Source organism: Micromonospora sp. NPDC049366 (assembly GCF_044466625.1).
Lineage (GTDB): Bacteria > Actinomycetota > Actinomycetes > Mycobacteriales > Micromonosporaceae > Micromonospora.
The window spans coordinates 321,218-346,789 of record NZ_JBITMV010000004.1; the positions used below are offsets into that span (position 1 = coordinate 321,218).

Annotated in this window: 26 protein-coding genes; 17 read left to right on the forward strand and 9 right to left on the reverse strand. The window is 72.2% G+C overall.

Annotated elements, in window-relative coordinates; genetic code table 11:
* Position 1: 1 nt before the first annotated feature.
* A complete protein-coding gene (tkt, locus tag ACIBTV_RS09105) occupies positions 2 to 2,137 on the reverse strand; it encodes a transketolase (protein ID WP_396703474.1) in 2,136 nt (711 codons plus the stop codon).
* A 292-nt stretch (positions 2,138 to 2,429) separates the two neighbouring features.
* Between tkt and ACIBTV_RS09110 the strand changes: the two genes are divergently transcribed.
* The 3 genes from ACIBTV_RS09110 to ACIBTV_RS09120 all read left to right on the forward strand — a co-directional run bounded on the left by ACIBTV_RS09110 (position 2,430) and on the right by ACIBTV_RS09120 (position 4,981).
* Entirely contained in the window at positions 2,430 to 3,389 is a 960-nt protein-coding gene (locus ACIBTV_RS09110) for a heme o synthase (RefSeq protein WP_396703475.1), read from the forward strand.
* A gap of 335 nt (positions 3,390 to 3,724) precedes the next feature.
* Positions 3,725 to 4,057 (forward strand): hypothetical protein, encoded by a 333-nt coding sequence (locus ACIBTV_RS09115; protein WP_396703476.1) that lies wholly within the window; start codon positions 3,725 to 3,727, stop codon positions 4,055 to 4,057.
* A gap of 6 nt (positions 4,058 to 4,063) precedes the next feature.
* Positions 4,064 to 4,981, forward strand: a complete 918-nt coding sequence (locus ACIBTV_RS09120; protein ID WP_396703477.1) for a RimK family alpha-L-glutamate ligase — start codon at positions 4,064 to 4,066, stop codon at positions 4,979 to 4,981.
* Positions 4,982 to 5,178: 197 nt separating this feature from the next.
* Here the strand turns inward: ACIBTV_RS09120 and ACIBTV_RS09125 are convergent, their stop codons facing one another.
* On the reverse strand, positions 5,179 to 6,141 hold the full coding sequence (locus ACIBTV_RS09125) for a heme A synthase (protein WP_396703478.1): 963 nt from the start codon (positions 6,139 to 6,141) through the stop codon (positions 5,179 to 5,181).
* A 98-nt stretch (positions 6,142 to 6,239) separates the two neighbouring features.
* Here ACIBTV_RS09125 and ACIBTV_RS09130 point away from each other — a divergent pair, with 98 nt between their 5' ends.
* From ACIBTV_RS09130 to ACIBTV_RS09175, 10 genes are all read left to right on the forward strand, one after another.
* Complete coding sequence (locus ACIBTV_RS09130) at positions 6,240 to 7,007, forward strand: helix-turn-helix transcriptional regulator (protein WP_396703479.1); 768 nt, start codon at positions 6,240 to 6,242, stop codon at positions 7,005 to 7,007.
* A complete protein-coding gene (gene sufB, locus ACIBTV_RS09135) occupies positions 7,004 to 8,434 on the forward strand; it encodes a Fe-S cluster assembly protein SufB (RefSeq protein ID WP_091597082.1) in 1,431 nt (476 codons plus the stop codon). Before ACIBTV_RS09130 ends, sufB begins: the two co-directional genes overlap by 4 nt.
* An 88-nt stretch (positions 8,435 to 8,522) precedes the next feature.
* Positions 8,523 to 9,668: a Fe-S cluster assembly protein SufD gene (sufD, locus tag ACIBTV_RS09140; protein ID WP_396703480.1), complete on the forward strand. Its 1,146-nt coding sequence runs from the start codon at positions 8,523 to 8,525 to the stop codon at positions 9,666 to 9,668.
* Positions 9,668 to 9,994 carry a non-heme iron oxygenase ferredoxin subunit gene (locus ACIBTV_RS09145; protein ID WP_091597088.1) on the forward strand — a complete coding sequence of 109 codons (327 nt, stop codon included), beginning with the start codon at positions 9,668 to 9,670 and terminating at the stop codon, positions 9,992 to 9,994. The genes sufD and ACIBTV_RS09145 overlap by 1 nt, the downstream gene beginning before the upstream one ends.
* Positions 9,994 to 10,767: a Fe-S cluster assembly ATPase SufC gene (gene sufC, locus ACIBTV_RS09150; RefSeq protein WP_091597092.1), complete on the forward strand. Its 774-nt coding sequence runs from the start codon at positions 9,994 to 9,996 to the stop codon at positions 10,765 to 10,767. The genes ACIBTV_RS09145 and sufC overlap by 1 nt, the downstream gene beginning before the upstream one ends.
* A gap of 16 nt (positions 10,768 to 10,783) precedes the next feature.
* Positions 10,784 to 12,088: a cysteine desulfurase gene (locus ACIBTV_RS09155; RefSeq protein WP_396703481.1), complete on the forward strand. Its 1,305-nt coding sequence runs from the start codon at positions 10,784 to 10,786 to the stop codon at positions 12,086 to 12,088.
* Positions 12,088 to 12,561 (forward strand): Fe-S cluster assembly sulfur transfer protein SufU, encoded by a 474-nt coding sequence (gene sufU, locus ACIBTV_RS09160; protein ID WP_396703482.1) that lies wholly within the window; start codon positions 12,088 to 12,090, stop codon positions 12,559 to 12,561. Before ACIBTV_RS09155 ends, sufU begins: the two co-directional genes overlap by 1 nt.
* Entirely contained in the window at positions 12,558 to 12,926 is a 369-nt protein-coding gene (locus ACIBTV_RS09165) for a metal-sulfur cluster assembly factor (protein ID WP_396703483.1), read from the forward strand. Before sufU ends, ACIBTV_RS09165 begins: the two co-directional genes overlap by 4 nt.
* A gap of 314 nt (positions 12,927 to 13,240) precedes the next feature.
* Positions 13,241 to 13,867 carry a LysE family transporter gene (locus ACIBTV_RS09170; protein ID WP_396703484.1) on the forward strand — a complete coding sequence of 209 codons (627 nt, stop codon included), beginning with the start codon at positions 13,241 to 13,243 and terminating at the stop codon, positions 13,865 to 13,867.
* A gap of 44 nt (positions 13,868 to 13,911) precedes the next feature.
* Positions 13,912 to 14,562, forward strand: a complete 651-nt coding sequence (locus ACIBTV_RS09175; protein ID WP_396703485.1) for an acVLRF1 family peptidyl-tRNA hydrolase — start codon at positions 13,912 to 13,914, stop codon at positions 14,560 to 14,562.
* A gap of 146 nt (positions 14,563 to 14,708) precedes the next feature.
* Here the strand turns inward: ACIBTV_RS09175 and ACIBTV_RS09180 are convergent, their stop codons facing one another.
* Positions 14,709 to 15,620 carry a neutral zinc metallopeptidase gene (locus tag ACIBTV_RS09180; RefSeq protein ID WP_396703486.1) on the reverse strand — a complete coding sequence of 304 codons (912 nt, stop codon included), beginning with the start codon at positions 15,618 to 15,620 and terminating at the stop codon, positions 14,709 to 14,711.
* A 243-nt stretch (positions 15,621 to 15,863) separates the two neighbouring features.
* Between ACIBTV_RS09180 and ACIBTV_RS09185 the strand changes: the two genes are divergently transcribed.
* Complete coding sequence (locus tag ACIBTV_RS09185; protein WP_396703487.1) at positions 15,864 to 17,468, forward strand: ABC-F family ATP-binding cassette domain-containing protein; 1,605 nt, start codon at positions 15,864 to 15,866, stop codon at positions 17,466 to 17,468.
* 44 nt (positions 17,469 to 17,512) lie between these two features.
* Here the strand turns inward: ACIBTV_RS09185 and ACIBTV_RS09190 are convergent, their stop codons facing one another.
* Positions 17,513 to 18,115 carry a cadmium resistance transporter gene (locus ACIBTV_RS09190; protein WP_396703488.1) on the reverse strand — a complete coding sequence of 201 codons (603 nt, stop codon included), beginning with the start codon at positions 18,113 to 18,115 and terminating at the stop codon, positions 17,513 to 17,515.
* 222 nt (positions 18,116 to 18,337) lie between these two features.
* Between ACIBTV_RS09190 and ACIBTV_RS09195 the strand changes: the two genes are divergently transcribed.
* The 3 genes from ACIBTV_RS09195 to ACIBTV_RS09205 all read left to right on the forward strand — a co-directional run bounded on the left by ACIBTV_RS09195 (position 18,338) and on the right by ACIBTV_RS09205 (position 21,470).
* Positions 18,338 to 18,565: a helix-turn-helix domain-containing protein gene (locus tag ACIBTV_RS09195; RefSeq protein ID WP_007462679.1), complete on the forward strand. Its 228-nt coding sequence runs from the start codon at positions 18,338 to 18,340 to the stop codon at positions 18,563 to 18,565.
* A 46-nt stretch (positions 18,566 to 18,611) separates the two neighbouring features.
* Entirely contained in the window at positions 18,612 to 19,379 is a 768-nt protein-coding gene (locus ACIBTV_RS09200; protein WP_396703489.1) for an enoyl-CoA hydratase/isomerase family protein, read from the forward strand.
* Positions 19,380 to 19,493: 114 nt separating this feature from the next.
* On the forward strand, positions 19,494 to 21,470 hold the full coding sequence (locus ACIBTV_RS09205; protein WP_396703515.1) for an ABC transporter ATP-binding protein: 1,977 nt from the start codon (positions 19,494 to 19,496) through the stop codon (positions 21,468 to 21,470).
* Positions 21,471 to 21,482: 12 nt separating this feature from the next.
* Here ACIBTV_RS09205 and mug read toward each other — a convergent pair whose 3' ends face one another.
* The 5 genes from mug to ACIBTV_RS09230 form a co-directional block, all read right to left on the reverse strand.
* Entirely contained in the window at positions 21,483 to 22,097 is a 615-nt protein-coding gene (gene mug, locus ACIBTV_RS09210) for a G/U mismatch-specific DNA glycosylase (RefSeq protein WP_396703490.1), read from the reverse strand.
* 101 nt (positions 22,098 to 22,198) lie between these two features.
* Entirely contained in the window at positions 22,199 to 22,960 is a 762-nt protein-coding gene (locus ACIBTV_RS09215) for an SDR family oxidoreductase (protein ID WP_396703491.1), read from the reverse strand.
* 22 nt (positions 22,961 to 22,982) lie between these two features.
* Positions 22,983 to 23,477, reverse strand: a complete 495-nt coding sequence (locus ACIBTV_RS09220) for a hypothetical protein (protein ID WP_396703492.1) — start codon at positions 23,475 to 23,477, stop codon at positions 22,983 to 22,985.
* Complete coding sequence (locus ACIBTV_RS09225; RefSeq protein WP_396703493.1) at positions 23,474 to 24,292, reverse strand: DUF692 domain-containing protein; 819 nt, start codon at positions 24,290 to 24,292, stop codon at positions 23,474 to 23,476. The genes ACIBTV_RS09220 and ACIBTV_RS09225 overlap by 4 nt, the downstream gene beginning before the upstream one ends.
* Positions 24,289 to 25,197 (reverse strand): TIGR04222 domain-containing membrane protein, encoded by a 909-nt coding sequence (locus tag ACIBTV_RS09230; RefSeq protein ID WP_396703494.1) that lies wholly within the window; start codon positions 25,195 to 25,197, stop codon positions 24,289 to 24,291. The genes ACIBTV_RS09225 and ACIBTV_RS09230 overlap by 4 nt, the downstream gene beginning before the upstream one ends.
* Positions 25,198 to 25,572: the final 375 nt, after the last annotated feature.

Below are 25,572 nucleotides of genomic sequence, written 5' to 3' on the forward strand. Positions count from 1 at the left end.
TTCAGTTACCGGTCGTGAAACCGGTGATGTCGCCCACCCGGGTCAGCGCCGCGTGCGCGGCGGCCACGATCCGGTCCGGGGTGAACCCGAACTGCTCGAACAGAACGGTGTGCGGCGCGCTCGCCCCGTAGTGCTCCAGGCTGACGCTCTCGCCGCAGTCGCCGACGATCGCGCGCCAGGACATGGCGATGCCCGCCTCCACGCTCACCCTTGCCTTTACCCCGCGCGGGAGGACCGACTCCCGGTAGGCCTCGTCCTGATCGGCGAACCACTCCTGGCAGGGCATCGAGACGACCCGGGTCGGGGTGCCCTCGGCCTCCAGTCGCTCCCGGGCGGTCAGGCAGAGCTGCACCTCGGAGCCCGTGCCGACCAGGATCACCTGCGGCTTGCCGGTGGACGCCTCGGCCAGCACGTACCCCCCGCGGGCCACGCCCTCGGCGCTGCCCAGCGTGCTGCGGTCCAGCGTCGGCAGCGCCTGCCGGCTCAGCGCCAGCGCGGTCGGCCGGTCGGTGTGCTCCAGCGCGGTACGCCAGGCCCAGGCGGTCTCGTTGGCGTCGGCCGGGCGCACCACGTCCAGGCCGGGGATGGCCCGCAGCGCGGTCAGGTGCTCCACCGGCTGGTGGGTGGGGCCGTCCTCGCCGAGACCGATCGAGTCGTGCGTCCAGACGTAGGTCACCGGCAGCTTCATCAGCGCGGCGAGCCGCACCGAGGGGCGCATGTAGTCGCTGAACACCAGGAACGTGCCCCCGTACGGGCGGGTGCCGCCGTGCAGCGCGATGCCGTTGAGGATCGCTCCCATGGCGTGCTCGCGGATGCCGAAGTGCAGCGTGCGGCCGTACTCGTGGCCGGGGAAGTCCTTGGTGGCGTGCGTCGCCGGAATGAAGGACGGCTCGCCCTTCATCGTGGTGTTGTTGCTCTCGGCGAGGTCGGCCGAGCCGCCCCACAGCTCCGGGAGCACCGGCGCGAGCGCCTCCAGCACCTTGCCGGAGGCGGCGCGGGTGGCGATGCCCTTGGCGTCGGCCGGGAACTCGGGCAGCGCGTCGGTCCAACCGTCCGGCAGGACCCGGCCGGCGAGCCGGTCGTAGAGGGCCTTGCGCTCCGGGTTGGCCTCGGCCCAGCTCTCGAAGGCCGTGGTCCACTCCTGCTCGGCCTGCTCACCGCGGGTGAGCACCGTGCGGGCGTGCGTCAGCACGTCCTCGTCGACCTGGAAGCTCTGCGCCGGGTCGAAGCCGAGGATCTGCTTGGTGGCGGCCACCTCGTCGGCGCCGAGCGCCGAACCGTGGATCTTGCCAGTGTTCTGCTTGTTGGGGGCGGGCCAGCCGATGATGGTGCGCAGGGCGATGAAGGAGGGGCGCCCGGTCTCGGCCTTCGCGGCCAGCAGCGCCCGGTACAGCGCCTCGACGTCCTCGTGGTAGTCGCCCTGGTCGGCGTCGCCGCGGCGCCAGTCGACGGTCTGCACGTGCCACCCGTACGCCTCGTAGCGCGCGGCCACGTCCTCGCTCTTGGCGATGCGGGTGTCGTCCTCGATCGAGATCTCGTTGTCGTCGTAGATCAGCGTGAGGTTGCCCAGCTGCTGGTGCCCGGCGAGGGCGCTCGCCTCGTGGCTGATGCCCTCCTCGATGTCGCCGTCGGAGGCGATGCACCAGATGTCGTGGTCGAAGACCGAGGTGCCCGGCTCCGCCTCCGGGTCGAACAGGCCCCGCTCACGCCGGGCGGCCATCGCCATGCCGACCGCGTTGCCGAGGCCCTGACCGAGGGGGCCGGTGGTGGTCTCCACGCCCGGGGTGTGCCCGTGCTCGGGGTGACCCGGGGTCAGCGAACCCCACTGACGCAGCGACTTGAGGTCGTCCAGGCTCAGCGGGTAGCCGGCGAGGAAGAGCTGGATGTAGAGGGTCAGGCTGGAGTGTCCGGCGGAGAGGACGAAGCGGTCGCGGCCGGGCCAGTTCGGGTCGGCCGGGTTGTGGCGCATCACCCGGTTGAACAGCAGGTACGCGGCCGGGGCGAGGCTCATGGCGGTGCCCGGGTGCCCGTTGCCGGACTTCTCCACGGCGTCCATGGCCAGCACGCGGACGGTGTCGACGGCCCGGCGGTCCAGGTCGGACCAGCTGAGTTCGGGCTCGGATTGGTTGGCAGCCACGTTGATTGTGCTCCTCGACAGATGGGCGGAACCGTCACTGGTGACCCTATCGACCACTCCTAAACGTCCGCCCGGGGATCAGTGCATGGTTCTCTCTACTCTCGCCCTGTGCGGGCGGAAAGGGGCGCACGTGTGACGACCGGCATGCAAGCGCGGCAGGTGTGACGGCAGGCACCGTTGCCGGGTCGGCCGGGCAGCCAAAACGACAGCGCGTAGTGTGTGGGGCGGTGTGTGGCCCGGTCCCGGGTCAGCCGACCCGATCTCCCCTGCCGACGCCGGAAGGTGGCAATCCGTGAGCATGATCACCGAGCGCCCCGTCAGCGACTCCGCCGGGCCGCCGCCCGCGCGGACGGCGGTGGACGACTCGGTCGCGCCGCGGCGGGACGTGCGGGCGGTCGTGGCGGCGTACGTGGCCCTCACCAAGCCGCGCATCGTCGAGTTGCTGCTCGTCACCACCGTGCCGGCGATGATGCTCGCCGCCGGAGGGCTCCCGGCCCTGTGGCTGGTCGCCGTGGTCCTGATCGGCGGCTCCCTCGCCGCCGGCGCGGCCAGCGTCCTCAACTGCTACATCGACCGGGACATCGACCAGCTGATGCGGCGCACCAAGCGCCGGCCGCTGCCCGCGCACACCGTGTCGCCGCGCAGCGCCCTGATCTTCGGTCTGGTGCTGGCGGCGGTCTCGGTCACCCTGATGGCGGTGTTCACCAACCTGCTGGCCGCGGGGCTGACCCTGGCCGCGATCGTGTACTACGACGTGGTCTACACGCTCTGGCTCAAGCGGACCACGGCGACGAACACGTTCTGGGGCGGGGCCTGCGGGGCCGCTCCCGTGCTGATCGGCTGGGCGGCGGTCACCGGCTCGTTGGCGCCGGCCGCCTGGGCTCTCTTCGCGGTGGTCTTCTTCTGGCAGATGCCGCACTTCTACCCGCTCGCGATGAAGTACAAGGACGACTACGCCCGGGCGGGCATCCCGATGCTGCCCGTGGTGGCGTCCGTCCGGCGGGTCAACGCCGAGATCCTGATCTTCGCCTGGCTGACCGTGCTGACCTCGCTGGCCGTCTGGCCGCTGGGCATGAGCTTCCTCTACGGCGTTCCGACGCTGGTGGTCGGCAGCATCTTCCTGGTCGAGGCGCACCGGCTCTGCGGGCGCGCCTCGCGGGGTGAGGCGGTCAAGCCGATGCGGCTGTTCCACTGGTCGACGACCTACCTGACCATCGTCTTCGCCGCGGTCGCGCTCGACGCGCTGATCTGACCGCACGCTCGGCGGTCGCAGCGCGGCGGTCGTGACCCGGTCCCGGCGGTCGTGGCCCGGGCCCACCGCCGCTCGGGGAGGGCAGCGCGGCCAACAAATCATGATGATGGATGAGTTGTCCGGCTTTGAGATCTTATCATGGTGACTTTCAGCATGAGTCGGACTGGCTCAACGTGCGGGGGATCGATGCGATCCGGGGCGGAGCTTTGCCGCAGTAAGTCCGGATAAAATCGGGCGTTTCACCTGTGGTCTTCCTTAAACCTGCAGGTAATAGGCATCACAAAAGGTTCACGGTTCTCGCCCGCACGGGTGGAAGTCTGCTTAGGCTTCGCGTCATGGCAGATGGTTCCGATACGACGCTGACGGCTGAGCCCACCACCGAGCAGGCCCCCAACGGCCTGGTCGCGGGCATCCGGTCGTTCGCCGCCGGACACGGCGGCGCCAAGGCGGTCATCGAGTACGTCGGCAAGCGCGGCGCTCGCATCGTCCTCGTGGGTTCCGACGGGACGTGGGGTGACCAGTTCGCGGACGACACCGTCGTCGCGCGGGAGGCCTGCGCCAAGGCGGGGGTCTCCGTCGAGAACGCCTGGGAGCGGGAACTGATGGACCAGATGCGGCCGAGCAACGACCTCTGGCGGTCGATGGCCCGACGCACGATGGCCCGTTGAGATAAATTGACCAACCACCACCAGCCGGCCCGGGGGAAACCCCGGGTCGCTCTCGTCACCTGCACCGAACTCGCCGACCTCGACCCGGACGACCGGCTCGTGATCGGCCCCCTCGCCGCGCGCGGTGTCACCGCCGAACCGCTGGTGTGGGACGACCCGACCGCGGACTGGTCCGCGTACGACCTGGCGGTTCTCCGCTCGCCGTGGGACTACATGCTCCGGCGCGACCAGTTCGTGGCGTGGGCGCAGAGCGTGCCCGCCCTGGCCAACCCGGCCGACGTGGTGCGCTGGAACACCGACAAGCGTTACCTGAGCGAGTTGTCGGTGGCCGGCGTGCCCACCGTCCCCACGTCGTGGGTCCTGCCCGGCGAGCCATGGCAGCCACCCGCCGACTCCGGCGAGTACGTCATCAAGCCCGCGATCAGCGCCGGCAGTCAGGACACCGGCCGCTACGACCTGGCCGATCCGGGGCACCGGGAGTTGGCGGTCGCGCACGTCCGGCGGCTCTCCGAGGCGGGGCGGGTCACCATGGTCCAGCCCTACCTGAGCGCCGTGGACACCGCCGGTGAGACGGCGCTGCTCTTCCTGGCCGGGCCGGACGGGTTGGCGTTCAGCCACGCCATCCGCAAGGGCCCGATGTTGACCGGCCCGGACGACGGCGTGGAGGGGCTCTACCGGCCCGAGGAGATCACCGCCCGGACGGCCACCGAGGAGCAGCTCGCGGTCGCCGCGAAGACCCTCGCCGCGGTGCCGGGCGGGTCGGAGCGTCTGTTGTACGCCCGCGTCGACCTGATCCCCGGCCCGGACGGCAGCCCGGTCCTCGTCGAGCTGGAGCTGACCGAGCCGTCACTCTTCCTGGCGTACGCCGCCGGCGCGCCCGAGCGCCTGGCCGACGCGATCCTCACCCACCTGACCCACCCCTGATCCAGCCGACCGGCCCCTGGGACCGCGTTGATCAGTGGCTTTGCGGCAGAGTCCGGCCGTGGTCTGACGCGAAGCTCTCGATCGGTAGATCTTGGTGAGTTGTGGCCCCTCCGGGGGCCCAAATCGTCCAAGATCTGCCCGCGCCGACCGTTCCGAGGCCGGCTGGTCGGGGGCTTGTCCGATTCCCGGGACCAGGGTTACGCGGTGGCGGGGACAGCCTCGGGGGTCGGGGTGGGCAGCGGGGCCGGGGTGAGCGGCTGGCGTTCGCGAGTCGCCCACTGCACGTGCAGGGCGGCCAGCAGGACGAGGCAGGAGCCGAGCATGTGCGCGCCGACCAGCACGGCGGGCAGGTGCGTGAAGTACTGCACGAAGCCGACCACGCCCTGGCTCAGCTCGACGGCGAGGAGCAGCACGGCCGCCCGGGCCGCCCGCGTCGCGCCGACGGCCCGGAACGCGAGGACCAACGCGATCGAGAGCCCGATCAGCAGGAAGACGCCGTCGGCGTGGACCTGCGAGATCGTCTCGGGGTCGAGGCCGTTGCGCGCGGCGCCCTGGTCGCCGGCGTGCGGGCCGCTGCCGGTGACCCAGGTGCCGACCACCAGCACCGACACGGCCACCAACGTGGTGAGCCGGGCCAGGGCGCGCAGCGGCGCCGGTACGACCGGCGTCGTCGGCCCGTCCGGCTCCACGGTGCGGCGCCAGAGGGCGTACGCGGCCGCGATCACCGCCATCGAGGCGAGGAAGTGCAGCCCGACCACCCACGGGTTGAGGTTGGTCAGCACGGTGATCCCGCCGATCACGGCCTGGGCGGGGATGCCGAGGAAGACCGCGACGGCCAGCGGCAGGAGCCCGCGGCGGCGGGTCCGGTGGGCGAGCACCGCCAGGACGGTGGCGAGCGCGATGACGCCGACGGCGAAGGTGAGCATCCGGTTGCCGAACTCGATCACCCCGTGCACGCCCATCTCGGACGTGGCCACGTACGAGGCGTCGGTGCACCGGGGCCAGGTGGGGCAGCCGAGGCCCGACGCGGTCAGTCGGACCGCCCCGCCGGTGACCACGATCGCGACGTTCGCGATGATCGAGGCGAGCGCGAGGCGGCGCAGCAGCGCGGCGGAGACCGGGAACCGGACGGAACGCTTCACGGAGGGAATCCTACGCACCGTAGTGGATCCCCTAACGGGTGACTCTGATCCCCGGTGTCGGGGATCACCGGGGGGTGGGTTTGCGGGCCTTCGGCGATTTACGTAACGTTGGCGTTGTGAAAAAGGCGGCGGCGCTCCCCGGGCACCGACCGGCGACCGCTGCGGTCGTCGGTCCGCCCACGTCCGCCGCCTCGGCCGTCGACCTCTCGACCCGGGGTCGGGTCACCCAGCTCCTGCTCGCGCAGGGGCCGACCACCGCCGCGCAGCTCGGTTCGGCGCTCGGGCTCAGCCCCGCCGCCATCCGCCGGCACCTCGACGCGATGCTCGCGGACGGTGACGTGGTGGCCCGGGAGCAGACGGTCCGCGGCCACCGTGGTCGAGGCCGTCCCGCCAAGGTGTTCGTGCTGACCGACGAGGGCAAGGTCCGCTGCGGCACCCACCACTACGACAACATGGCCACCGCCGCGCTGCGGTGGATCGCGCGCACCGGTGGCTCGGAGGCCGTGGACGCCTTCGCCGCCGAGCAGGTCTCCGCGCTGGAGGCCCGCTGCCGGGCGGCCATGGAGGACGCCGGCGACGACCCGCTGGCGCGGGCGGAGGCGCTCGCCGGAGCGCTGACCGCCGAGGGCTACGCTGCCAACGCGTCCACGATCGCGACCGGCGGCCAGCTCTGTCAGCACCACTGCCCGGTGGCGCACGTGGCCGCCGAGTTTCCCCAGCTGTGCGAGGCCGAGACCGCGGTGATCTCCCGTCTGGTCGGCACCCACGTGCAGCGCCTGGCCACCATCGCGCACGGCGACGGGGTGTGCACCACGCACATCCCGACCCAGCCGGGGCGTGCCCAGTCCGGAAATCCCGTCACCACTGTGAGGACAGATAGATGACCGAGCAGATCGTCCAGCCCCTGACCCAGGAGGAGCAGCTCGCCGCCCTGGGCCGCTACGAGTACGGCTGGGCCGACCCGGACGTCGCCGGGGCCGCCGCCCAGCGCGGCCTCAACGAGGCGGTGGTGCGGGACATCTCGGCCAAGAAGAACGAGCCGGCCTGGATGCTCGACCTGCGCCTGAAGGGTCTGCGGCTGTTCGACCGCAAGCCGATGCCGGCCTGGGGCGCCGACCTCACCGGGATCGACTTCGACAACATCAAGTACTTCGTCCGCTCGACGGAGAAGCAGGCCACCAGCTGGGAGGACCTGCCCGAGGACATCAAGAACACCTACGACCGGCTGGGCATCCCCGAGGCGGAGAAGCAGCGGCTGGTCGCCGGTGTCGCGGCGCAGTACGAGTCCGAGGTCGTCTACCACAAGATCCGTGAGGACCTTGAGGAGCAGGGTGTCATCTTCCTCGACACCGACACGGCGCTGCGCGAGCACGAGGACCTGTTCAAGGAGTACTTCGGCACGGTCATCCCGGTGGGTGACAACAAGTTCGCCGCGCTGAACACCTCCGTGTGGTCCGGCGGCTCGTTCATCTACGTGCCGAAGGGCGTGCACGTGGAGATCCCGCTGCAGGCCTACTTCCGGATCAACACGGAGAACATGGGCCAGTTCGAGCGGACGCTCATCATCGTCGACGAGGGCGCGTACGTGCACTACGTCGAGGGCTGCACCGCGCCGCTCTACTCCTCCGACTCGCTGCACAGCGCGGTCGTCGAGATCATCGTCAAGAAGAACGCCCGCTGCCGCTACACGACCATCCAGAACTGGTCGAACAACGTCTACAACCTGGTCACCAAGCGGGCCACCTGCGCCGAGGGCGCGACCATGGAGTGGGTCGACGGCAACATCGGCTCCAAGGTCACCATGAAGTACCCGGCGGTCTACATGCTCGGCGAGCACGCCAAGGGCGAGGTGCTCTCGGTGGCCATGGCCGGCGAGGGCCAGCACCAGGACGCCGGCGCCAAGATGGTGCACGCCGCGCCGCACACCAGCAGCACGATCGTGTCGAAGTCGATCGCCCGGGGTGGCGGCCGCACCTCCTACCGGGGCCTGGTCCAGGTGCTGGAGGGCTCGCACCACAGCCGCAGCACGGTCAAGTGCGACGCGCTGCTGGTCGACACCATCTCCCGCTCGGACACCTACCCGTACGTCGACATCCGCGAGGACGACGTGGCGATGGGGCACGAGGCGACCGTCTCCAAGGTCAGCGAGGACCAGCTCTTCTACCTGATGAGCCGGGGTCTGTCCGAGGACGAGGCGATGGCGATGATCGTGCGCGGCTTCATCGAGCCGATCGCCAAGGAGCTCCCGATGGAGTACGCGCTGGAGCTCAACCGTCTGATCGAGCTTCAGATGGAGGGCGCGGTCGGCTGACGCCGCCGCTCCCGCGGGTCGGGCCGGCACCATCGGCCCGCCCGCATCAGGCCCCCACCTCGTCGTAACGGAACAGACCAAGGAAGAGATGACTACCCAGGCTTCCGCGCCGCCGCCCAGCACCAAGTCGCAGGCACTGCGCTCGTACGACGTCGCCGACTTCCCGGCCCTCACCGGCCTCGAGGAGGACTGGCGCTTCACCCCGCTCAAGCGCCTGCGTGGCCTGACCGGGGAGGCGCAGACCGCGACCGGCGCGGTCCGGCACGAGCACGGTGACCTGCCGGAGGGCGTCATCGTGACCCGGGTCGGCAAGGACGACCCGCGGGTGGGCAGCGTGCTCACCCCGTTCGACCGGGTCAGCGCCCTGGCCTACGGCGGGGCCGAGCAGGCGTTGCTGATCCAGGTCGCGCCGGAGGCGCTGGTCGCCGAGCCGGTGACCGTACGCGTGGTCGGCGGCGGCGCCGACGCGGTGGCCTTCGGGCACAGCGTCGTCGAGGTGGGCCGCTTCGCCGAGGTCACGCTCGTGCTGGAGCACGTCGGCTCGGCCACGCTGGCCGACAACGTCGAGGTGACCGTGGCCGACGGCGCGAAGCTCACCCTGGTCACGATCGCCGACTGGGCCGACGACGCGGTGCAGGCGCAGCACCTCAAGGTGAAGCTGGGCCGGGACGCCAAGGTCGTGCACATCCAGGTCTCCCTCGGTGGTGACCTGGTCCGGCAGTTCACCAGCGTGGAATACACCGGCCGGGGTGGCGAGGCCGAGCTGTACGGCGTCTACTTCGCCGACTCCGGTCAGCACCTGGAGCACCGGCAGCTGGTCGACCACAACGTGCCGGACTGCCGCAGCTACGTCGGCTACCGCGGCGCCCTGCAGGGCGCGGACGCGCACACCGTCTGGGTGGGCGACGTGCTGATCCAGGCCGAGGCGACCGGCACCGACACGTACGAGATCAACCGGAACCTGCTGCTCACCGACGGTGCCCGGGCCGACTCCGTACCCAACCTGGAGATCGAGACCGGCGAGATCGCCGGCGCCGGCCACGCGAGCGCGACCGGCCGCTTCGACGACGAGCAGCTGTTCTACCTGATGGCCCGGGGCATCCCGGAGGCCGAGGCCCGCCGCCTGGTGGTCCGCGGCTTCTTCGCCGAGCTGATCAACAAGATCCCGGTGGAGGAGCTGCGCGACCGGCTCGGCGCGGCGATCGAGGACCGGCTCGCCAAGGCTGGGGCCTGATGATCAAGATCTGCTCCACCGAGGACGTCCCGAAGGGCACCGCGATCAGCGCGGACGTCGACGGCACCCAGATCGCCCTGGTGCACGCCGAGGACGACGGGTTCTACGCCGTGTACGACGAGTGCTCGCACGCCGCGGTCGCCCTCTCCGAGGGTGAGGTCGACGGCTGCACGCTGGAGTGCTGGCTGCACGGCTCCCGTTTCGACCTGCGCACCGGCGAGCCGACCGGGCTGCCCGCCACCGAACCCGTTCCCGTCTACCCCGTCGAAGTCCGCGACGGCGATGTCTACGTCAGCCTGACGCCGAGCAATGGAGTGACCCGATAATGAGCACCCTGGAGATCCGCGACCTGAAGGTGTCGGTCAAGCTGCCCGAGGGTGAGCTCAAGCCGATCCTGGCCGGCGTCGACCTGACCGTGAAGTCGGGCGAGACCCACGCCATCATGGGCCCCAACGGCTCCGGCAAGTCCACCCTGGCCTACTCCATCGCCGGCCACCCCAAGTACGAGATCACCGGCGGCACGGTGACCCTCGACGGCGAGGACGTGCTGGCCATGTCCGTCGACGAGCGGGCCCGCGCCGGTCTCTTCCTGGCCATGCAGTACCCGGTCGAGGTGCCCGGCGTCTCGGTGGCGAACTTCCTGCGTACCGCCAAGACGGCCATCGACGGCGAGGCCCCGAAGCTGCGCACCTGGGGCGGCGAGCTGCGCGGCGCCATGGAGCGGCTGCAGATGGACCCGGCGTTCGCCCAGCGCAACGTCAACGAGGGCTTCTCCGGCGGTGAGAAGAAGCGGCATGAGATCGTGCAGTTGGAGCTGCTCAAGCCGAAGATGGCCATCCTCGACGAGACCGACTCCGGCCTCGACGTGGACGCGCTGCGCGTGGTCAGTGAGGGAGTCAACCGGGTCCGCGACACCGGCGACACCGGTCTGCTGCTGATCACCCACTACACGCGGATCCTGCGCTACATCAAGCCCGACTTCGTGCACGTCTTCGTCGCCGGCCGGATCGTCGAGCAGGGTGGCCCGGAGCTGGCCGACAAGCTCGAGGAAGAGGGCTACGAGCGGTACGTCGCCGGGGCCGGCTCGGCGCGGGCCTGACACGAAGGACGCGGAGATGACCACCATCGCGATCCCTCCGGGGATGCCCCAGTACGGCGACGTTCCCCGGTACGACGTCGAGAAGGTGCGCGCCGACTTCCCGATCCTCGACCGGGAGATCAACGGGCACCGGCTGGTCTATCTCGACAGCGCCAACACCTCGCACAAGCCGCGGCAGGTGCTCGACGTGCTCGCCGAGCACTACGCCCGGCACAACGCGAACGTGTCGCGCTCGGTGCACACGCTGGGCACCGAGGCCACCGAGGCGTACGAGGGCGCCCGGGCGAAGGTCGCCGCGTTCATCAACGCGCCGAGCCCGGACGAGGTGGTGTTCACCAAGAACTCCACCGAGGCGATCAACATCGTGGCGTACGCGTTCTCCAACGCGTCGCTGCGTCCGGACGGCGACCCGCGGTTCCGCCTCGGCCCCGGTGACGAGGTGGTGATCTCCGAGATGGAGCACCACTCGAACATCGTGCCGTGGCAGCTGCTGTGTGAGCGCACCGGCGCGACCCTGCGCTGGTTCCCGGTCACCGACGAGGGCCGGCTGGACGAGTCGGGCCTGGACGATCTGGTCACCGAACGGACGAAGATCGTCTCGCTGGTGCACATGTCGAACATCCTCGGCACGGTGAACGCCACCGCGCGGATCACCGAGCGGGTCCGTCAGGTGGGGGCGCTGCTGCTGCTGGACTGCTCGCAGTCGGTGCCGCACCTGCCGATGGACGTGGTCGACTACGACGCGGACTTCATCGTCTTCACCGGCCACAAGATGTGCGGCCCCACCGGCATCGGCGTGCTCTGGGGCCGCTCCGAGCTGCTGGCGGCCATGCCCCCGGTCTTCGGCGGCGGCTCGATGATCGAGACGGTGACGATGGCCGGTTCCACGTACGCCGCGCCGCCGGCCCGGTTCGAGGCGGGCACCCCGCCGATCGCCGAGGCGGTGGCGCTCGGCGCCGCCGTGGACTACCTGTCCGGCATCGGGATGACGGCCATCCAGTGGCACGAGAAGGAGCTGACGGCGTATGCGCTGGACGCCCTCGCCACGGTCCCCGATCTGCGGATCTTCGGCCCGACGGTGCCGGTCGGCCGGGGCGGCACCATCTCCTTCGCCCTCGGCGACGTGCACCCGCACGACGTCGGGCAGGTGCTCGACTCGCTCGGCGTGCAGGTGCGGGTGGGTCACCACTGCGCCCGCCCGGTCTGCACCCGCTTCGGGGTGCCGGCCACGACGCGGGCCTCGTTCTACCTCTACACCACCACCGAGGAGATCGACGCTCTGGTGGGCGGTCTGGAGCAGGTGCGGAAGGTGTTCGGCTGATGCAGCTCGACCAGCTCTACCAGGAGATCATCCTGGACCACTACAAGCATCCGCACGGGCGGGGGCTGCGTGAAGCCGACGACCCGTCGGCCACCACGGCGGAGGCCCACCACGTCAACCCGACCTGCGGGGACGAGGTCACCGTGCGGGTGGCCACCGACGGCGCCGTGCTCACCGACGTCTCGTACGACGGGATGGGCTGCTCGATCAGCCAGGCCTCCGCGAGCGTGCTCCACGAACTGCTGCGCGGTCGGGGCACCGGGGAAGCTTTCGAGGTGCACGAGGCGTTCGTGAAATTGATGTCCGGCCGTGGTCAGGTCACGCCGGACGAGGACGTGCTCGGTGACGGGGTGGCCTTCGCGGGTGTGGCCCGCTACCCCGCCCGGGTGAAGTGCGCGCTGCTGCCGTGGATGGCGTTCAAGGACGCCGCGGCACGCGCCGGGGTGGGCGCGAGCCCGGAGGTGAAGGCATGAGCGACGAGACCGCGATGGCGACGCCGGCGACCGGCGGTGGCAAGGCCGCCGTCGCCGACATCGAAGAGGCGATGAAGGACGTCGTCGACCCGGAGCTGGGCATCAACGTGGTCGACCTCGGCCTGGTGTACGGCGTGCACGTCGACGACGAGAACGTCGCCACGCTGGACATGACGCTCACGTCGGCGGCCTGCCCGCTGACCGACGTCATCGAGGACCAGGCGCGGCAGGCGCTGACCACCGGTCCCGGTGGCGGGTTGGTCAGCGACATCCGGATCAACTGGGTGTGGCTGCCGCCGTGGGGGCCGGACAAGATCACTGACGAGGGTCGCGAGCAGCTGCGCTCGCTGGGCTTCAACGTCTGAGGCCCGCGACGGCCTGTCGTCGAGCGCGTCGCCCTGCACGGGGCGGCGCGCTCGACGCGTCTGCGGCGTCCGGCCGCCGCCATGATCGTGCTCGTCCGCTGAAGTAGGGGCCTCCCGCTGCCGCTGAGGCCACTACGACTCCCATCGAGCGGGAACCTTCGCCGGAATATCCGGTGGCGCGGCACCGGCCGGACGGCGCAGGATGGCGGCGTGATCGAGACGTACCGGATGATGCCTGCCTCTGTCGCCGCGGCCGATGCCGCGCCGCGACAGCGCCCGGCCGCCGGTCGCGCCTCGACCCGCCACCGACCGTCGTGAGCACGGCGTTCCTGGCCGGACTGGTCGCCGGCTACGGCGTCGCCATTCCGGTCGGCGCGATCGCCGTGCTGATCGTCGAGCTCAGCGCCCGCACCTCGTTCCGGGTCGGCGCGTCCGCCGCCCTCGGGGTGGCCACCGCCGACGGCCTCTACGCGGCGGTCGCCACGCTCGGCGGCGCGGCCCTGGCCGCGCTCATCGCACCGGTCGCCGGGCCGTTGCGGGCCGTCGCCGCGGTGGTGCTGCTCGCCCTCGCCGGGCACACCGCCTGGCGGGCGCTGCGCCCCCGCGCGTGGGACGGGTCGGGACGCACCAGGCGCGGCCTCGACAGCCCGGCGCGGGCGTTCAGCGGCGTGTTGGCCCTCACCCTGCTCAACCCGGCGACCGTCGTCTACTTCGCCGCGCTGGTGCTGGGCCGGGGCGACTCCGCCGACCCCGACCCGGCGGCCGGGGCGCTCTTCGTGCTCGGCGCCTTCCTCGCCTCGGCGAGTTGGCAGCTGCTGATCGCCGGCGGCGGCACCCTGGTCGGGCGGGCCCTCGCCGGACCGCGTGGCCGCCTGCTCACCGCCCTGGCCTCCAGCGCCATCATCGCCGCGCTCGCCGTCGCCACCCTCCTGTCGAGCTGACCCGCCGCGCCACCGAGGTCCGGGGCACGGGTACGGTCGGAGGCGTGACCAGCAGACCCGCGGCCGGGGGTGGACGGTGGGTCGAGGTCGACCCGAACCGGGTCGCCCGCTGGGTGGAGGGCTTCGTCGACCGGCACGGCGCGCCGGTGATCACCACCGAGCCGTACGGGCTGCTGCTCGCCGCCCCGGACGGGGCGACCGCTGAGCTGCACCGCCCGCCGGGCGCGCCGGCCGCCGCCGACCTGCCCGGGTTCGTCGCGGAGGCTCTCGCGCCACGACGGATCGGCCTGCTGCTCGCCCGCAAGGGTGCCGTGGCGGTGGGTGTCGCGGAGGGCACCGAGCTGGTCGTGTCGAAGGTGGACACCCGCTACGTGCAGGGGCGCACCGCCGCCGGCGGCTGGTCCCAGCAGCGCTTCGCCCGGCGACGGGACAACCAGACCAAGGCGGCGCTGGGTGACGCGGCCGAGCTGGCCGTACGCCTGCTGGTTCCGGAGGTGGCGACGCTGGCCGCGCTGGTGTGCGGCGGTGACCGGCGGGCGGTGGACACCGTGCTGGCGGACCGTCGGCTCGCCCGGTTGGCTGCGCTGCGCGCGGAGCGCCTGTTGGACGTGCCCGAGCCGAGGCACGCGGTGCTGGTGGCCGCGGTCGAGGCGGCCCGCGCGGTGCGCGTCCTGGTGCGCGACCCGCAGCCCTGACCGCCGGGGGGGGGGGGGGGGGGGGGGGGGGGGGGGGGGGGGGGGGGGGCGCCCCCCCCCCCGACCCTGGTCGGGCTACGACCCGACCGTCGCCTGGTAGGTGAGGATCTCGGCGCCGGGGTCCGCCCGACCGTTGGACTGCGCGGTCAGCCGTTGCCGAAGGTGTCGCAGGACTTCGGGTCGCCGCTGGAGTAGCCGCGGCTGAACCACTCCTTGCGCTGCGCCGACGAGCCGTGCGTGAACTCGTCCGGGTTCACCGGGCGGTTCGCCCGCTCGGAGATGGCGTCGTCGCCGATCTTCTCCGCGGTGTCGATGGCCTGCTGGATGTCCTGCTCGCTGATGCTGGTGAAGATCTTCTGGCCACTCTCGTCGGCGGTGCCGGTGGCGTTGCGCGCCCAGGCGCCCGCGTAGCAGTCGGCCTGCAGTTCCAGCTTCACCGAGAGGGCGTTGGCGTTGTCCGGGTCGCGTTGCTGCTGGCGGCGCATCTGCGCCTCGGTGCCGAGCAGGTCCTGCACGTGGTGGCCGTACTCGTGGGCCAGCACGTACGGCTGGGCGAACTCGCCCTCGGCGCCGAGCTGGTCGGCGAGCACCCGGTAGAAGGTGAGGTCGATGTAGACCAGGTCGTCGGCGGGGCAGTAGAAGGGGCCCACACCGGAGTCGGCGGCGCCGCAGCCGGTGGTCACGTTCTGGCTGAAGAAGACGGTCTTCGACGGCTGGTACTGCTCGCCGAACCGCTCCGGCAGTGCCGTCCGCCAGTACGCCTGGATCGAGTTCACGTAGAGCGCGTTGCGGCAGTCGAGCTGCCGCAACGCGTCGTCGGCCGCGCACTTCTGCTCCAGCCCGGTGTTGTCGCCCTGCGACTCGCCGCCGCCGTTGACGGCCGCGTTGAGGCCGAATCCGCCGCCGACCAGGGCGACGAGCACGGCGATGATGATGCCGACGATCCCGCCTCGCCCGCCGCCGATGGGGATGGGTATCCCGCCGATACCGCCGCCACCCGACCCCCGTCGGTCGTCCACCTGGCTGGTGTCGATCTGCGCGTTCTCGTTCAGCTCCATGGTGACCCCGATCGCCGATTAGTCCGTTCTGGGTGGTTGCGGTACCGGAGCGGGTCCGGACGGCAGTTTCGGTACCCGATGATCTTGTGCGGTAATCCGGAGGGCCCGTCGATCGCTGCCGGTACACTTGTGGCGTGCCGCGCTGCGAAGGCTGAACCGCCCCGCGCCGACGGGCTCCCCGCCCGCCGGCGCTTTCGCGTGCCCTGAGTCAGCCTTCCAGACCCCGAGAGCGAGTTCCACGACATGATCACTGCCACCGGCCTGGAGTTGCGCGCCGGCGCCCGGATCCTGCTGTCCGACACCACGCTGCGCGTGCAGCCGGGTGACCGGATCGGCCTCGTCGGCCGCAACGGCGCCGGCAAGACCACCACGCTGAAGGTGCTGGCGGGAGAGGGGCAGCCCTACGCCGGCCAGATCGACCGGCGCAGCGCCATCGGCTACCTGCCGCAGGACCCCCGCACCGGTGACCTGGAGGTCACCGGCCGGGACCGGGTGCTCTCCGCCCGCGGCCTCGACGTGCTCATGGCCCAGATGAAGGAGATCGAGGCCAAGCTCGCCGACGACGCCGACGAGCGCCTGGTGCGCCGCTACGGCGCGCTGGAGGACCAGTTCGCCTCCCTCGGTGGGTACGCCGCCGAGGCGGAGGCGGCCCGCATCTGCGCCAACCTCGGCCTGCCGGACCGGGCGCTCGCCCAGACCATCGGCACCCTCTCCGGCGGTCAGCGCCGGCGCGTCGAGCTGGCGCGGATCCTGTTCCGCGACGCCGGTGAGAACGGCGGCGGCATCCTGCTGCTCGACGAGCCGACCAACCACCTCGACGCGGACTCGATCACCTGGCTGCGTGGCTTCCTGGCCAACCACAAGGGCGGCCTGATCGTGATCTCCCACGACGCCTCGCTGCTGGACGCCGTGGTCAACAAGGTCTGGTTCCTGGACGCCACCCGCAGCGTGGTCGACGTCTACAACCTGGGCTGGAAGTCGTACCTGGAGGCGCGGGAGACCGACGAGCGGCGCCGCCGCCGGGAGCGGGCCAACGCGGAGAAGAAGGCCGGCGCGCTCATGGCGCAGGCCGACAAGATGCGTGCGAAGGCCACCAAGACGGTCGCCGCCCAGAACATGGCCCGGCGCGCCGAGAAGCTGATCTCCGGGCTGGAGGAGGTACGGGTCGCCGACAAGGTGGCCAAGGTGCGCTTCCCCACGCCGGCGCCGTGCGGCAAGACACCGCTCACCGCGAACGGCCTCTCCAAGTCGTACGGCTCGCTGGAGATCTTCACCGACGTGAACGTCGCGGTCGACCGGGGTTCCCGGGTGGCCATCCTCGGGCTCAACGGCGCCGGCAAGACGACGCTGCTGCGGATGCTTGGCGGCCTGCTGAAGCCCGACACCGGCGAGGTGCGGGCGGGGCACGGGCTGCGACTGGGCTACTACGCGCAGGAGCACGAGACCCTCGACGTCGAGCGGACCGTGCTGGAGAACATGCGCGCCGCCGCCCTGGAGCAGACCGACACCGACCTGCGGAAGATCCTCGGCGCTTTCCTGTTCTCCGGCGAGGACGTGGACAAGCCCGCGGGTGTGCTCTCCGGCGGGGAGAAGACCCGACTGGCGCTGGCCACCCTGGTCTGCTCCGGCGCCAACGTGCTGCTGCTGGACGAGCCGACCAACAACCTCGACCCGGTCAGCCGCGAGCAGGTGCTCGACGCCATCGCCCGCTATCCGGGCGCGATCGTCCTGGTCACGCACGATCCGGGTGCGGTCACGGCGCTCAAACCCGACCGCGCCATCCTGCTTCCCGACGGCGACGAGGACGCCTGGAGCGACGACCTCCTGGAACTGGTCGAACTAGCCTGACCCGCCCCGCCCTGCCTCCCCGGCTCGCCCCCGACCTCGGTTGATCATGAAGTTGTCGGGTGCAGCAGGTGGGTGAGGACGCCCGAGGTGGTCAGGATGACCACGCCGATCGTCACGAAGAGGGCCGGGACGAGCCAGTGCCCGGCCCGCTCGACCAGACGGACCACCCGGGGGTGCCCGCCGAGCCACGCGCCGGCCGCGCACCACAGCGCGACGAGCACCACGAAGACCAGCAGGAACACCGCGCTGTCGGCAGGGCCGAGGGCGCGGAACACCGGGACGTAGACCGCCACGTTGTCGGCGCCGTTCGCGATGGTCACCCCGGCCACCCCGAGCACACCGCTCACCACGGCCGGCGTCTCCTCGTCGTTCCGATGGAGCAGGGCGCGGACCCCGAGCGCGATCGGCAGCAGGCCGAGGAGCCCGGTCCACGGGTCGGGGACCACCAGCAGTCCGGCGGCGACCACCGCGCTGGCCAGCGCCAGCGCGCCGATGCCCAGGTACTGGCCGGCGACGATCTGCCGGGTCCGTGGCCGCCCGGTCGTGCGGGAGGCGACGAAGAAGAGCGTCAGGATGACGATGTCGTCGATGTCGGTCGCCGCGAACACCACAGCGGCTCCGGCCGCGGTCGCGAACAGTTCGATCACGCCCGGCAGACTACGGCCGGTCGTGGCCCGCCCGCACGGAGCGTGGTGACCCGACGCGGGGCCTCGCCGACCGGACGGCTCGCCGACGTCACCCTATCGGTTACCTGACATTGCATAGCGTGTCGGTTGGCGAAGAGTTGATATCTGGCGCATGATCGTCCGAGGCGGTCTAATAGGTGGGACCGTATCCGAACCGCACAGTCTGGGACGTGAGGACACAGTATGGCAGCCACCGGCACAGCCACCAGCACTGAGAAGGGTCGCCGGATCGTCGGAGCCGAGCGTCAGACGCTCGCCAAGGACCTGGTCAAGCGGTACACCTCGGGGGAGAGCATTCGCGCGCTCGCGGCCTCGACCGGCCGTTCCTACGGGTTCATCCACCGGGTGCTCACCGAGTCCGGGGTGCAGCTGCGGCAGCGCGGCGGTGCCCGGCGCCGCAAGAAGGCGTGACCCGCCTCCCGACGTCGTCCATCAGCGCCGGCCCCCGGGCCGCCCGGTGACCGCCGAGGCGACCGGGGTTCGGCTGGAATGCGACGGGCCGGTCGCGACGGTGACGTTGTGCCGGCCCGACGTGCTCAACGCGCAGACCCCGGCGATGTGGCGCGCGATGAGCGACTTCGCCCGCGAATTGCCCGGTGACGTGCGCGTGGTGGTCGTTCGCGGGGAGGGCCGTGCGTTCTCCGCCGGCCTCGACCTGTCGGTCGCGGGCGCGTCCGGGCCCGGCTCGTTCGCCGAACTGGCGACCCTGCCCGAGGCCGAGTGCGCGGACCGGATCGCCGAGTTCCAGGCCGCGTTCACCTGGTTGCACCGCCCGGACGTCATCTCCGTCGCGGCCGTGCAGGGCCACGCGATCGGGGCGGGGTTCCAGCTCGCCCTCGCCTGCGACCTGCGCGTGCTGGCCGACGACGCCAAGCTCTCCATGGCCGAGGTGACCCTGGGTCTGGTCCCGGATCTCGCCGGCACCAAGCGGCTGGTCGACCTCGTCGGCTACTCGCGGGCGCTGGAGATCTGTGCCACCGGCCGCCGGATGGACGCCGCCGAGGCGGACCGCATCGGTCTCGCCACGCTGGTCGTACCCTCCGTCGAGTTGCCGGACGCGGTGCGCGACCTGACCGCAGGGCTGCTCGCCAACAACCGGGACGCGGTCGTGGAGGTCAAGGCGTTGCTCGCCGGTGCCGGCGGACGCTCACCCGCCGAGCAGCAGCGGGCGGAGCGGGAAGCCCAGACCCGCCGCCTGCGCGACCTGGCGGGCCGGGGAGAATAGGTAAGGACCGTCCGGGAAGATCCGGGTTACCGCCGAGGTTGTCACAGTCGTCGGGAGAATTGGTCTGACGGTGTGGCCAGCCCGACGACCCGGAGGTGAGTGTTGTCCAGCCCGATGGCCGGCGGTGGGATGGCCGGGTGGAGCATGCTCCGCTCGATGCGCAACCAGGACGAGATCTCCACCCACCGGCTCCAGCGTGGCGTGGCCCGGCGCATCGTGGCCTTCGCGCGTCCCTACCGACGTGACATCGTCGTCTTCCTGATCACCGTGGTGCTCGCCGCGATCATCGGGGTGGCCACCCCGGTGCTGGCCGGCGACGTGATCAACGCGATCAACCGGGGCGGCACCGAGGCCGGTTCGCTGGTGGTCCGGCTCGCGTTGGTGATCGCCGCCCTGGCGGTGGCCGACGCGCTGCTCTCCCTCGCCCAGCGGTGGTATTCGGCCCGCATCGGCGAGGGGATCATCCTCAACCTGCGCACCCGGGTCTACGACCACGTGCAGCGCATGCCGTTGCAGTTCTTCACCCGCACCCAGACCGGCGCCCTGGTGAGTCGGCTCAACAACGACGTGCTCGGCGCCCAGCGGGCGTTCACCTCGACGCTCTCCGGCGTGGTCAGCAACGTCATCCAACTGGTGCTCACCGCCGCCGTGATGTTCACGCTCTCCTGGCAGATCACCGCGCTGTCGCTGGTGCTGCTGCCGATCTTCATCATCCCGGCCCGCCGGGTCGGCCGGCGGCTGGCCGACATCACCCGCGAGGCGTACAACCTCGACGCCAAGATGAACGCGACGATGACCGAGCGGTTCGGTGTCGCCGGCGCGCTGCTGGTCAAGCTCTTCGGCCACCCCGAGAGCGAGGCCCGTCGGTTCGCCGGCCGCGCCGAGCGCGTCCGGGACATCGGCATCCAGTCCGCCATGTACTCGCGGACGTTCTTCGTGGCGATGCTGCTCGTCGCCTCGCTCGCGCAGGCGCTCACCTACGGCCTCGGCGGCTGGTTGGCGGTGCGCGGCAACGTCAGCGCCGGCACCGTCGTGACCCTCGCGCTGCTGCTCACCCGCCTCTACGGGCCGCTGACCGCGTTGTCCAACGTCCGGGTCGACGTGATGAGCGCGCTGGTCTCGTTCGACCGGGTCTTCGAGGTGCTCGACCTGCGGCCGGGGATCGAGGAGAAGCCCGCCGCGGTGCCGGTGCCCCGCGGCGACGGGCGCGTCGAGTTCCGCGACGTGCGCTTCCGCTACCCGAGCGCCGCCGAGATCTCCCTCGCCTCGCTCGAAGAGGTCGCCACGCTCGACCGGACGGTCAACGAGCCGGTGCTGCGGGGCGTCTCGTTTGCCGTCGAGCCGGGGCAGATGGTCGCCCTGGTCGGCCCGTCCGGCGCCGGCAAGTCGACGCTGTCGATGCTGATCTCGCGGATCTACGACGTCACCGACGGTCAGGTGCTGGTCGGCGGCGTCGACGTCCGCGACGCCACCCTGGCCTCGCTGCGCGACGAGATCGGCGTGGTCACCCAGGACTCGCACCTGTTCCACGAGACGATCCGCGAGAACCTGCGCTACGCCAAGCCCGACGCCACCGACGACGAGATCTGGGCGGCGCTGGCCGGCGCCCAGGTGGCGGACCTGGTCCGGTCCCTGCCCGACGGGCTCGACACCACCGTCGGCGAACGGGGCTACCGGTTCTCCGGCGGCGAGAAGCAGCGCATCGCGATCGCCCGGCTGCTGCTCAAGGCACCGTCGATCGTCATCCTCGACGAGGCGACCGCCCACCTCGACTCGGAGAGCGAGGCCGCCGTCCAGCGGGCGCTGTCGGTCGCGCTCGCCGGACGTACGGCGGTGGTGATCGCCCACCGGCTCTCCACCGTCCGCGACGCCGATCAGATCCTGGTGCTCGACGGCGGGCGGATCGTCGAGCGGGGACGGCACGACGAGCTGGTGGCGGTCGGCGGGCTCTACGCCGAGCTTTACCGGACCCAGTTCGCCGTCGCCGACTCGCCCACGCCCTACGTGGACGCGACCGGCCCGGAGCCGGTGGTCATGCCGCTCGGCACCTACGTGGCCGACGAGGCGATGCCACCCGCGGCCGCGAACTGACGGCCGGGGCGCTCAGCGTACGGTCGACGCCTGCCGCAGCTCGGCGAAGGCCGCGCCCAGGCTCACCGGGGTGAAGTGCGCGTTCAGGCCGCTCGGGTTGGGCAGCACCCACACCCGGGCGTCGGCCAGCGGTTCCGGCTGCTCACCGAAGGTCGCCTTCGGCCGGGCGAACCCGATCCGGTACGCGGTCACCCCGACCACCGCCACCCACCGGGGCCGGTAGCGCGCCACCTTCGCCCCGAGCAGGGCGGCCCCGGCGACCAGCTCGGCGGCGGTCAACTCGTCGGCGCGGGCGCTGGCCCGGGCCACCATGTTGGTGATGCCCAGCCCGTAGCCGGGCAGCTCGTCCTGCTCGCTCGGGTGCATCAGGCGGGGGGTGAAGCCGCCCCGGTGCAGCGCCGGCCAGAACCGGTTGCCGGGCCGGGCGAAGTGCCATCCGGTGGCGGCCGACCACAGGCCCGGGTTGATGCCGACGAACAGCACGTCCAGACCGGGCGCGATGACGTCGGGGAGCAGCCGGTCCGCCGCGGCCGTCAACTCATCCCTGGTCGGCCTCGGAGAGCGGCGGGCCGCGCCCGCCGCGTCCCCGACCGGCGTCGGCCCCGCGGGCCGGCCGGCTGCGTCCACCGCGCCCCTGGTCGGCGTCGACCTGCCGGATCGGCGGGCCGCGTCGGCCGCGTCCCTGGCCGGCGTCGACCTGCGGCGCCGGCCGGCGGGTGGTTCGGCTGTCACAGGCCGCGCAGCGCGCCGCCGTCGACCGGAATGGTCAGCCCGGTGAGGTAGCTGGCGGCGGGGGAGAGAACGAACGCCGCCACCCGCCCGAACTCGGCGGGATCGCCGAGGCGGCGCAGCGGAATGGCTCCCTCAGCCTCGGCGCGGGCCCGCTCTGGGTCGCCGGTGGCGGCGAACAGCTCGCGGTTGCGGTCGGTGAGGATCCGGCCCGGCAGCAGGCCGACGACCCGTACGCCACGGGCGCCGTACTCGTCGGAGATGTCCTTGGCCACCCCGACCAGGCCGGGCCGCAGCCCGTTGGAGATGCCGAGCCCGGGCACCGGCCCCCGGGCCGACGTGGAGAGCACCAGTCCGATCGCGCCGCCGTCGGTCAGGGCGGCGGCCACGGTACGCACCGTGCGGACGGTGCCGAGGAAGACCGTCTCGAACGACAGCCGCCACTGCTCGTCGCTGATCGTGGCGGCGCTGCCCGGCGGCGGACCACCGACCGAGACGAGCGCGCCGTCGAGCCGGCCGAAGTGTTCACGGGCGGTGCTGACGAGCAGCTCCGCGGTCGCCGGGTCGGCCAGGTCGGCGGTCACCCCGACGGCCCGCTCCGGCCCGCCGAGGTTCTTCGCGGCGGCGGCGACCGCGTCACCGTCGCGGGCCGAGAGCACCACCCGCGCCCCGTCGGCCACCAGGCACTCCGCCGTCGCGTAGCCGAGGCCACGGGAGGCGCCGGTCAGCACGTACACCCGATCGGTCAGTCCGAGATCCATACCTCGATCCTGCCGTACGCGATCAGGCGCGGCCAGCGATGTCCCCCGGACGGTCGGCCGGGCGCACGAGGAGTACCCGACCGGCGACCTGGACCGCGACGGCGCCGCCGGCCCGCCCGAGCGCCGGCAGCCGGCGCGGGCGGGGCGACCGCCGCCCGTCGTAGCGTGCGCTCGCCTCCCGCGTGGCCAACTCCTCGGAAGCCAACGGAGGCAGGCCGCCGCGCTCGCGCAGCGCACGCGCGAGATCCCAACCGTCGCGCAGGGAACCGCCGGTGGGACGGGCGGCGGCCCAGGTCGCGAACGTCGCGGGCCAGTCCGCGCCGAGAGCGGCGGCCAACAGGGGCCAGTGGCGGGCGACGTCGCCGGCCCGCTTGCGCAGCAGCGCGGCCCGGGCGGCGGCCAGCGGCGCCGGGGCGAACCCGGCTGGGTCCGGCCCACCGGCCACGAGGGCGGCCACCAGTTCGGCCTGCCGCGCGGCCAGCCCGCCGTCCCGTGCGGACCCACCGTCCTGAGTCACGTGACCACCGGGAAGCCCGACGCGGCGGCGAGCGCGTCCAGTTCGGCGCGGAGCGTCGCCGCCGGCGGGTAGTCCCCGTCCCGTTCGAGCAGCAGCGCCGGAGGTCGCTGCCGGGCGCAGAGCTCGCCGACCAGGTCCAGCACCGCCGGCGGTACGGGGTCGGTGTGCGTGTCGTGGTAGAAGCCGCCGTGCTCGGCGCCCCCGGCCACGTGGACGTACGCGACCCGCTCCAACGGCAGTCGGTCCAGCAGGGCGAGCGGGTCGGTGCCCCGATTGCGGGCGTTGGCGTGAACGTTGGCGATGTCGAGCAGCAGCAGCGCCCCGGTGCGCTCCAGGATCTCGGTGAGGAACGCCGCCTCGTCCAACTCGTCGTCGGGCCAGTCGAAGAGCGCGGCGATCGGCTCCAACGCGATCGGCACCGGCAGCTCGGCCTGGGCCCGCGCCACGTTGGCGCAGACCGCGTCGACGGCCGCCCGGCTGCGCGGCAGCGGCAGCAGGTGACCCGCCTCCAGGCCACCGGCTCGGACGAACGCGATGTGTTCGCTGACCAGCGGCGCCCCGACCCGTTCGGCGACCGAGGCCAGGTGGGCCACCCGCGCCGGCTCGACCGGCTCCGCGCCGCCGAGGGAGAGCCGTACCCCGTGCGGTACGACCGTCACGTCCCGCTCACGTAGCCGCGCCAGCCCCGGAGGCAGCGGACCGGCCGGGCTGACCGCCTCCGCCACGACCTCCACGAAGCGCAGGCCGGGCAGCTCGGCGACGAACCCGGCGATCTCGGGACGCCAGCCGATGCCGACGCCGGCCGGACCGGTCATCCGCCGCACCCCCCACCGCCGCAGCCGCCGCCCCCGCCGCACGAACTGCCGCCGCCGCAGGAACTGCCTCCACCGCTGGAACTGCCGGACGACCAGCCGCCGCCGGAGAGGGCCTGGCGCTGGATCTCGGCCTGCTCGGCGAAGGCCGGGTCGAGCGCCCAGAGCGACGCGGTGCCGAAGAGCGCCACCCCCATCGCCGCGCCCGCCGCCCCGTAGGTGGCGTACGCCGGTGCGGACGTGGGCGACAGGTGGACGTGCTGGCGGCGCAGCTCCCGCAACGCCCGCCGGCCGGCCCGCGTCACCCGCGGCACCCGACGGAGGAACAGCAGGATCACGAACAGCGCCAGCAGGGTGAGGAACAGGTAGCCGACCGGCCGACCGTTGTAGAGCCCGACGAGGAGCCGCACCACCCCGAGGGCGAGCAGCGCGAACAGGGCCAGCGTGGCGCGCCGGGCGGCGGCCCGCCGGTCCGCCGAGACGAGCACGCCGCGCCGCTCGAGACCGTCGGCGAGTTGGGCGAGCGCCCGGGACACCACCTCGTCCCGCTGCAGGTCCCGGACCCGTGCCCGCTGCCTGGCGGCGTAGTGGATCGCCTGGTCCAACGGGGTCGACCCGGCGGGAAGCTCCCCGGACACCGTCAACCGGCGGTCCGGCCCGACCCCGATCGTCCGGCTGCCGCGCAGGCCGCCGAGAGCGGCGTGCACCGCGAGCGGCTCGCCGCCGTTGAGGTACGCGACCTGCTGCGGGCCGAGCGGTTCCCGGGCGGCGTCCGGCGGCCCGGCGAGGAGCCGGATCCGCTGGATCACGGCGAGGGCCACCGCCACGACGACCACGGCCAGGTAGATCCGCAGAAAGGTGGGACCGGAGATGCCCCAGGTGTCACCGGGGGCGGCGAGAGCGGTCATGGCTGCACTCCTGACACCGTAGGAATCGGCGGCCCCATTGTGGAGCAGGTGCGCCATGGGCGTGGCCCCGGGGAAGACGCGCCGCCGAGGGCCGGGCCGGGTCACGCACGGCCGGTTCGGCGGCGGGCCCGCCGGGTGGCTCCCTTCGGGCCGGTCGACCACGTCGCGCCGTACCCGGACGGTCGGGCGGATCGGTTCAGTGGGGCTGAACCGATCCTGGCTGAGCTACGTGTGCGAGTCGGCTTCCGGTTGTGGCTGGGGGCGGGGCCTGACGGTGGGGGTGGTGGGTGATGGTGCGTCCGGGGGATGCCGAGTGGTCGGTGTTGCAGCTGGATGCTGATCCGGTGCCGGGTGATCCGGAGTCGTTCGGGGAGA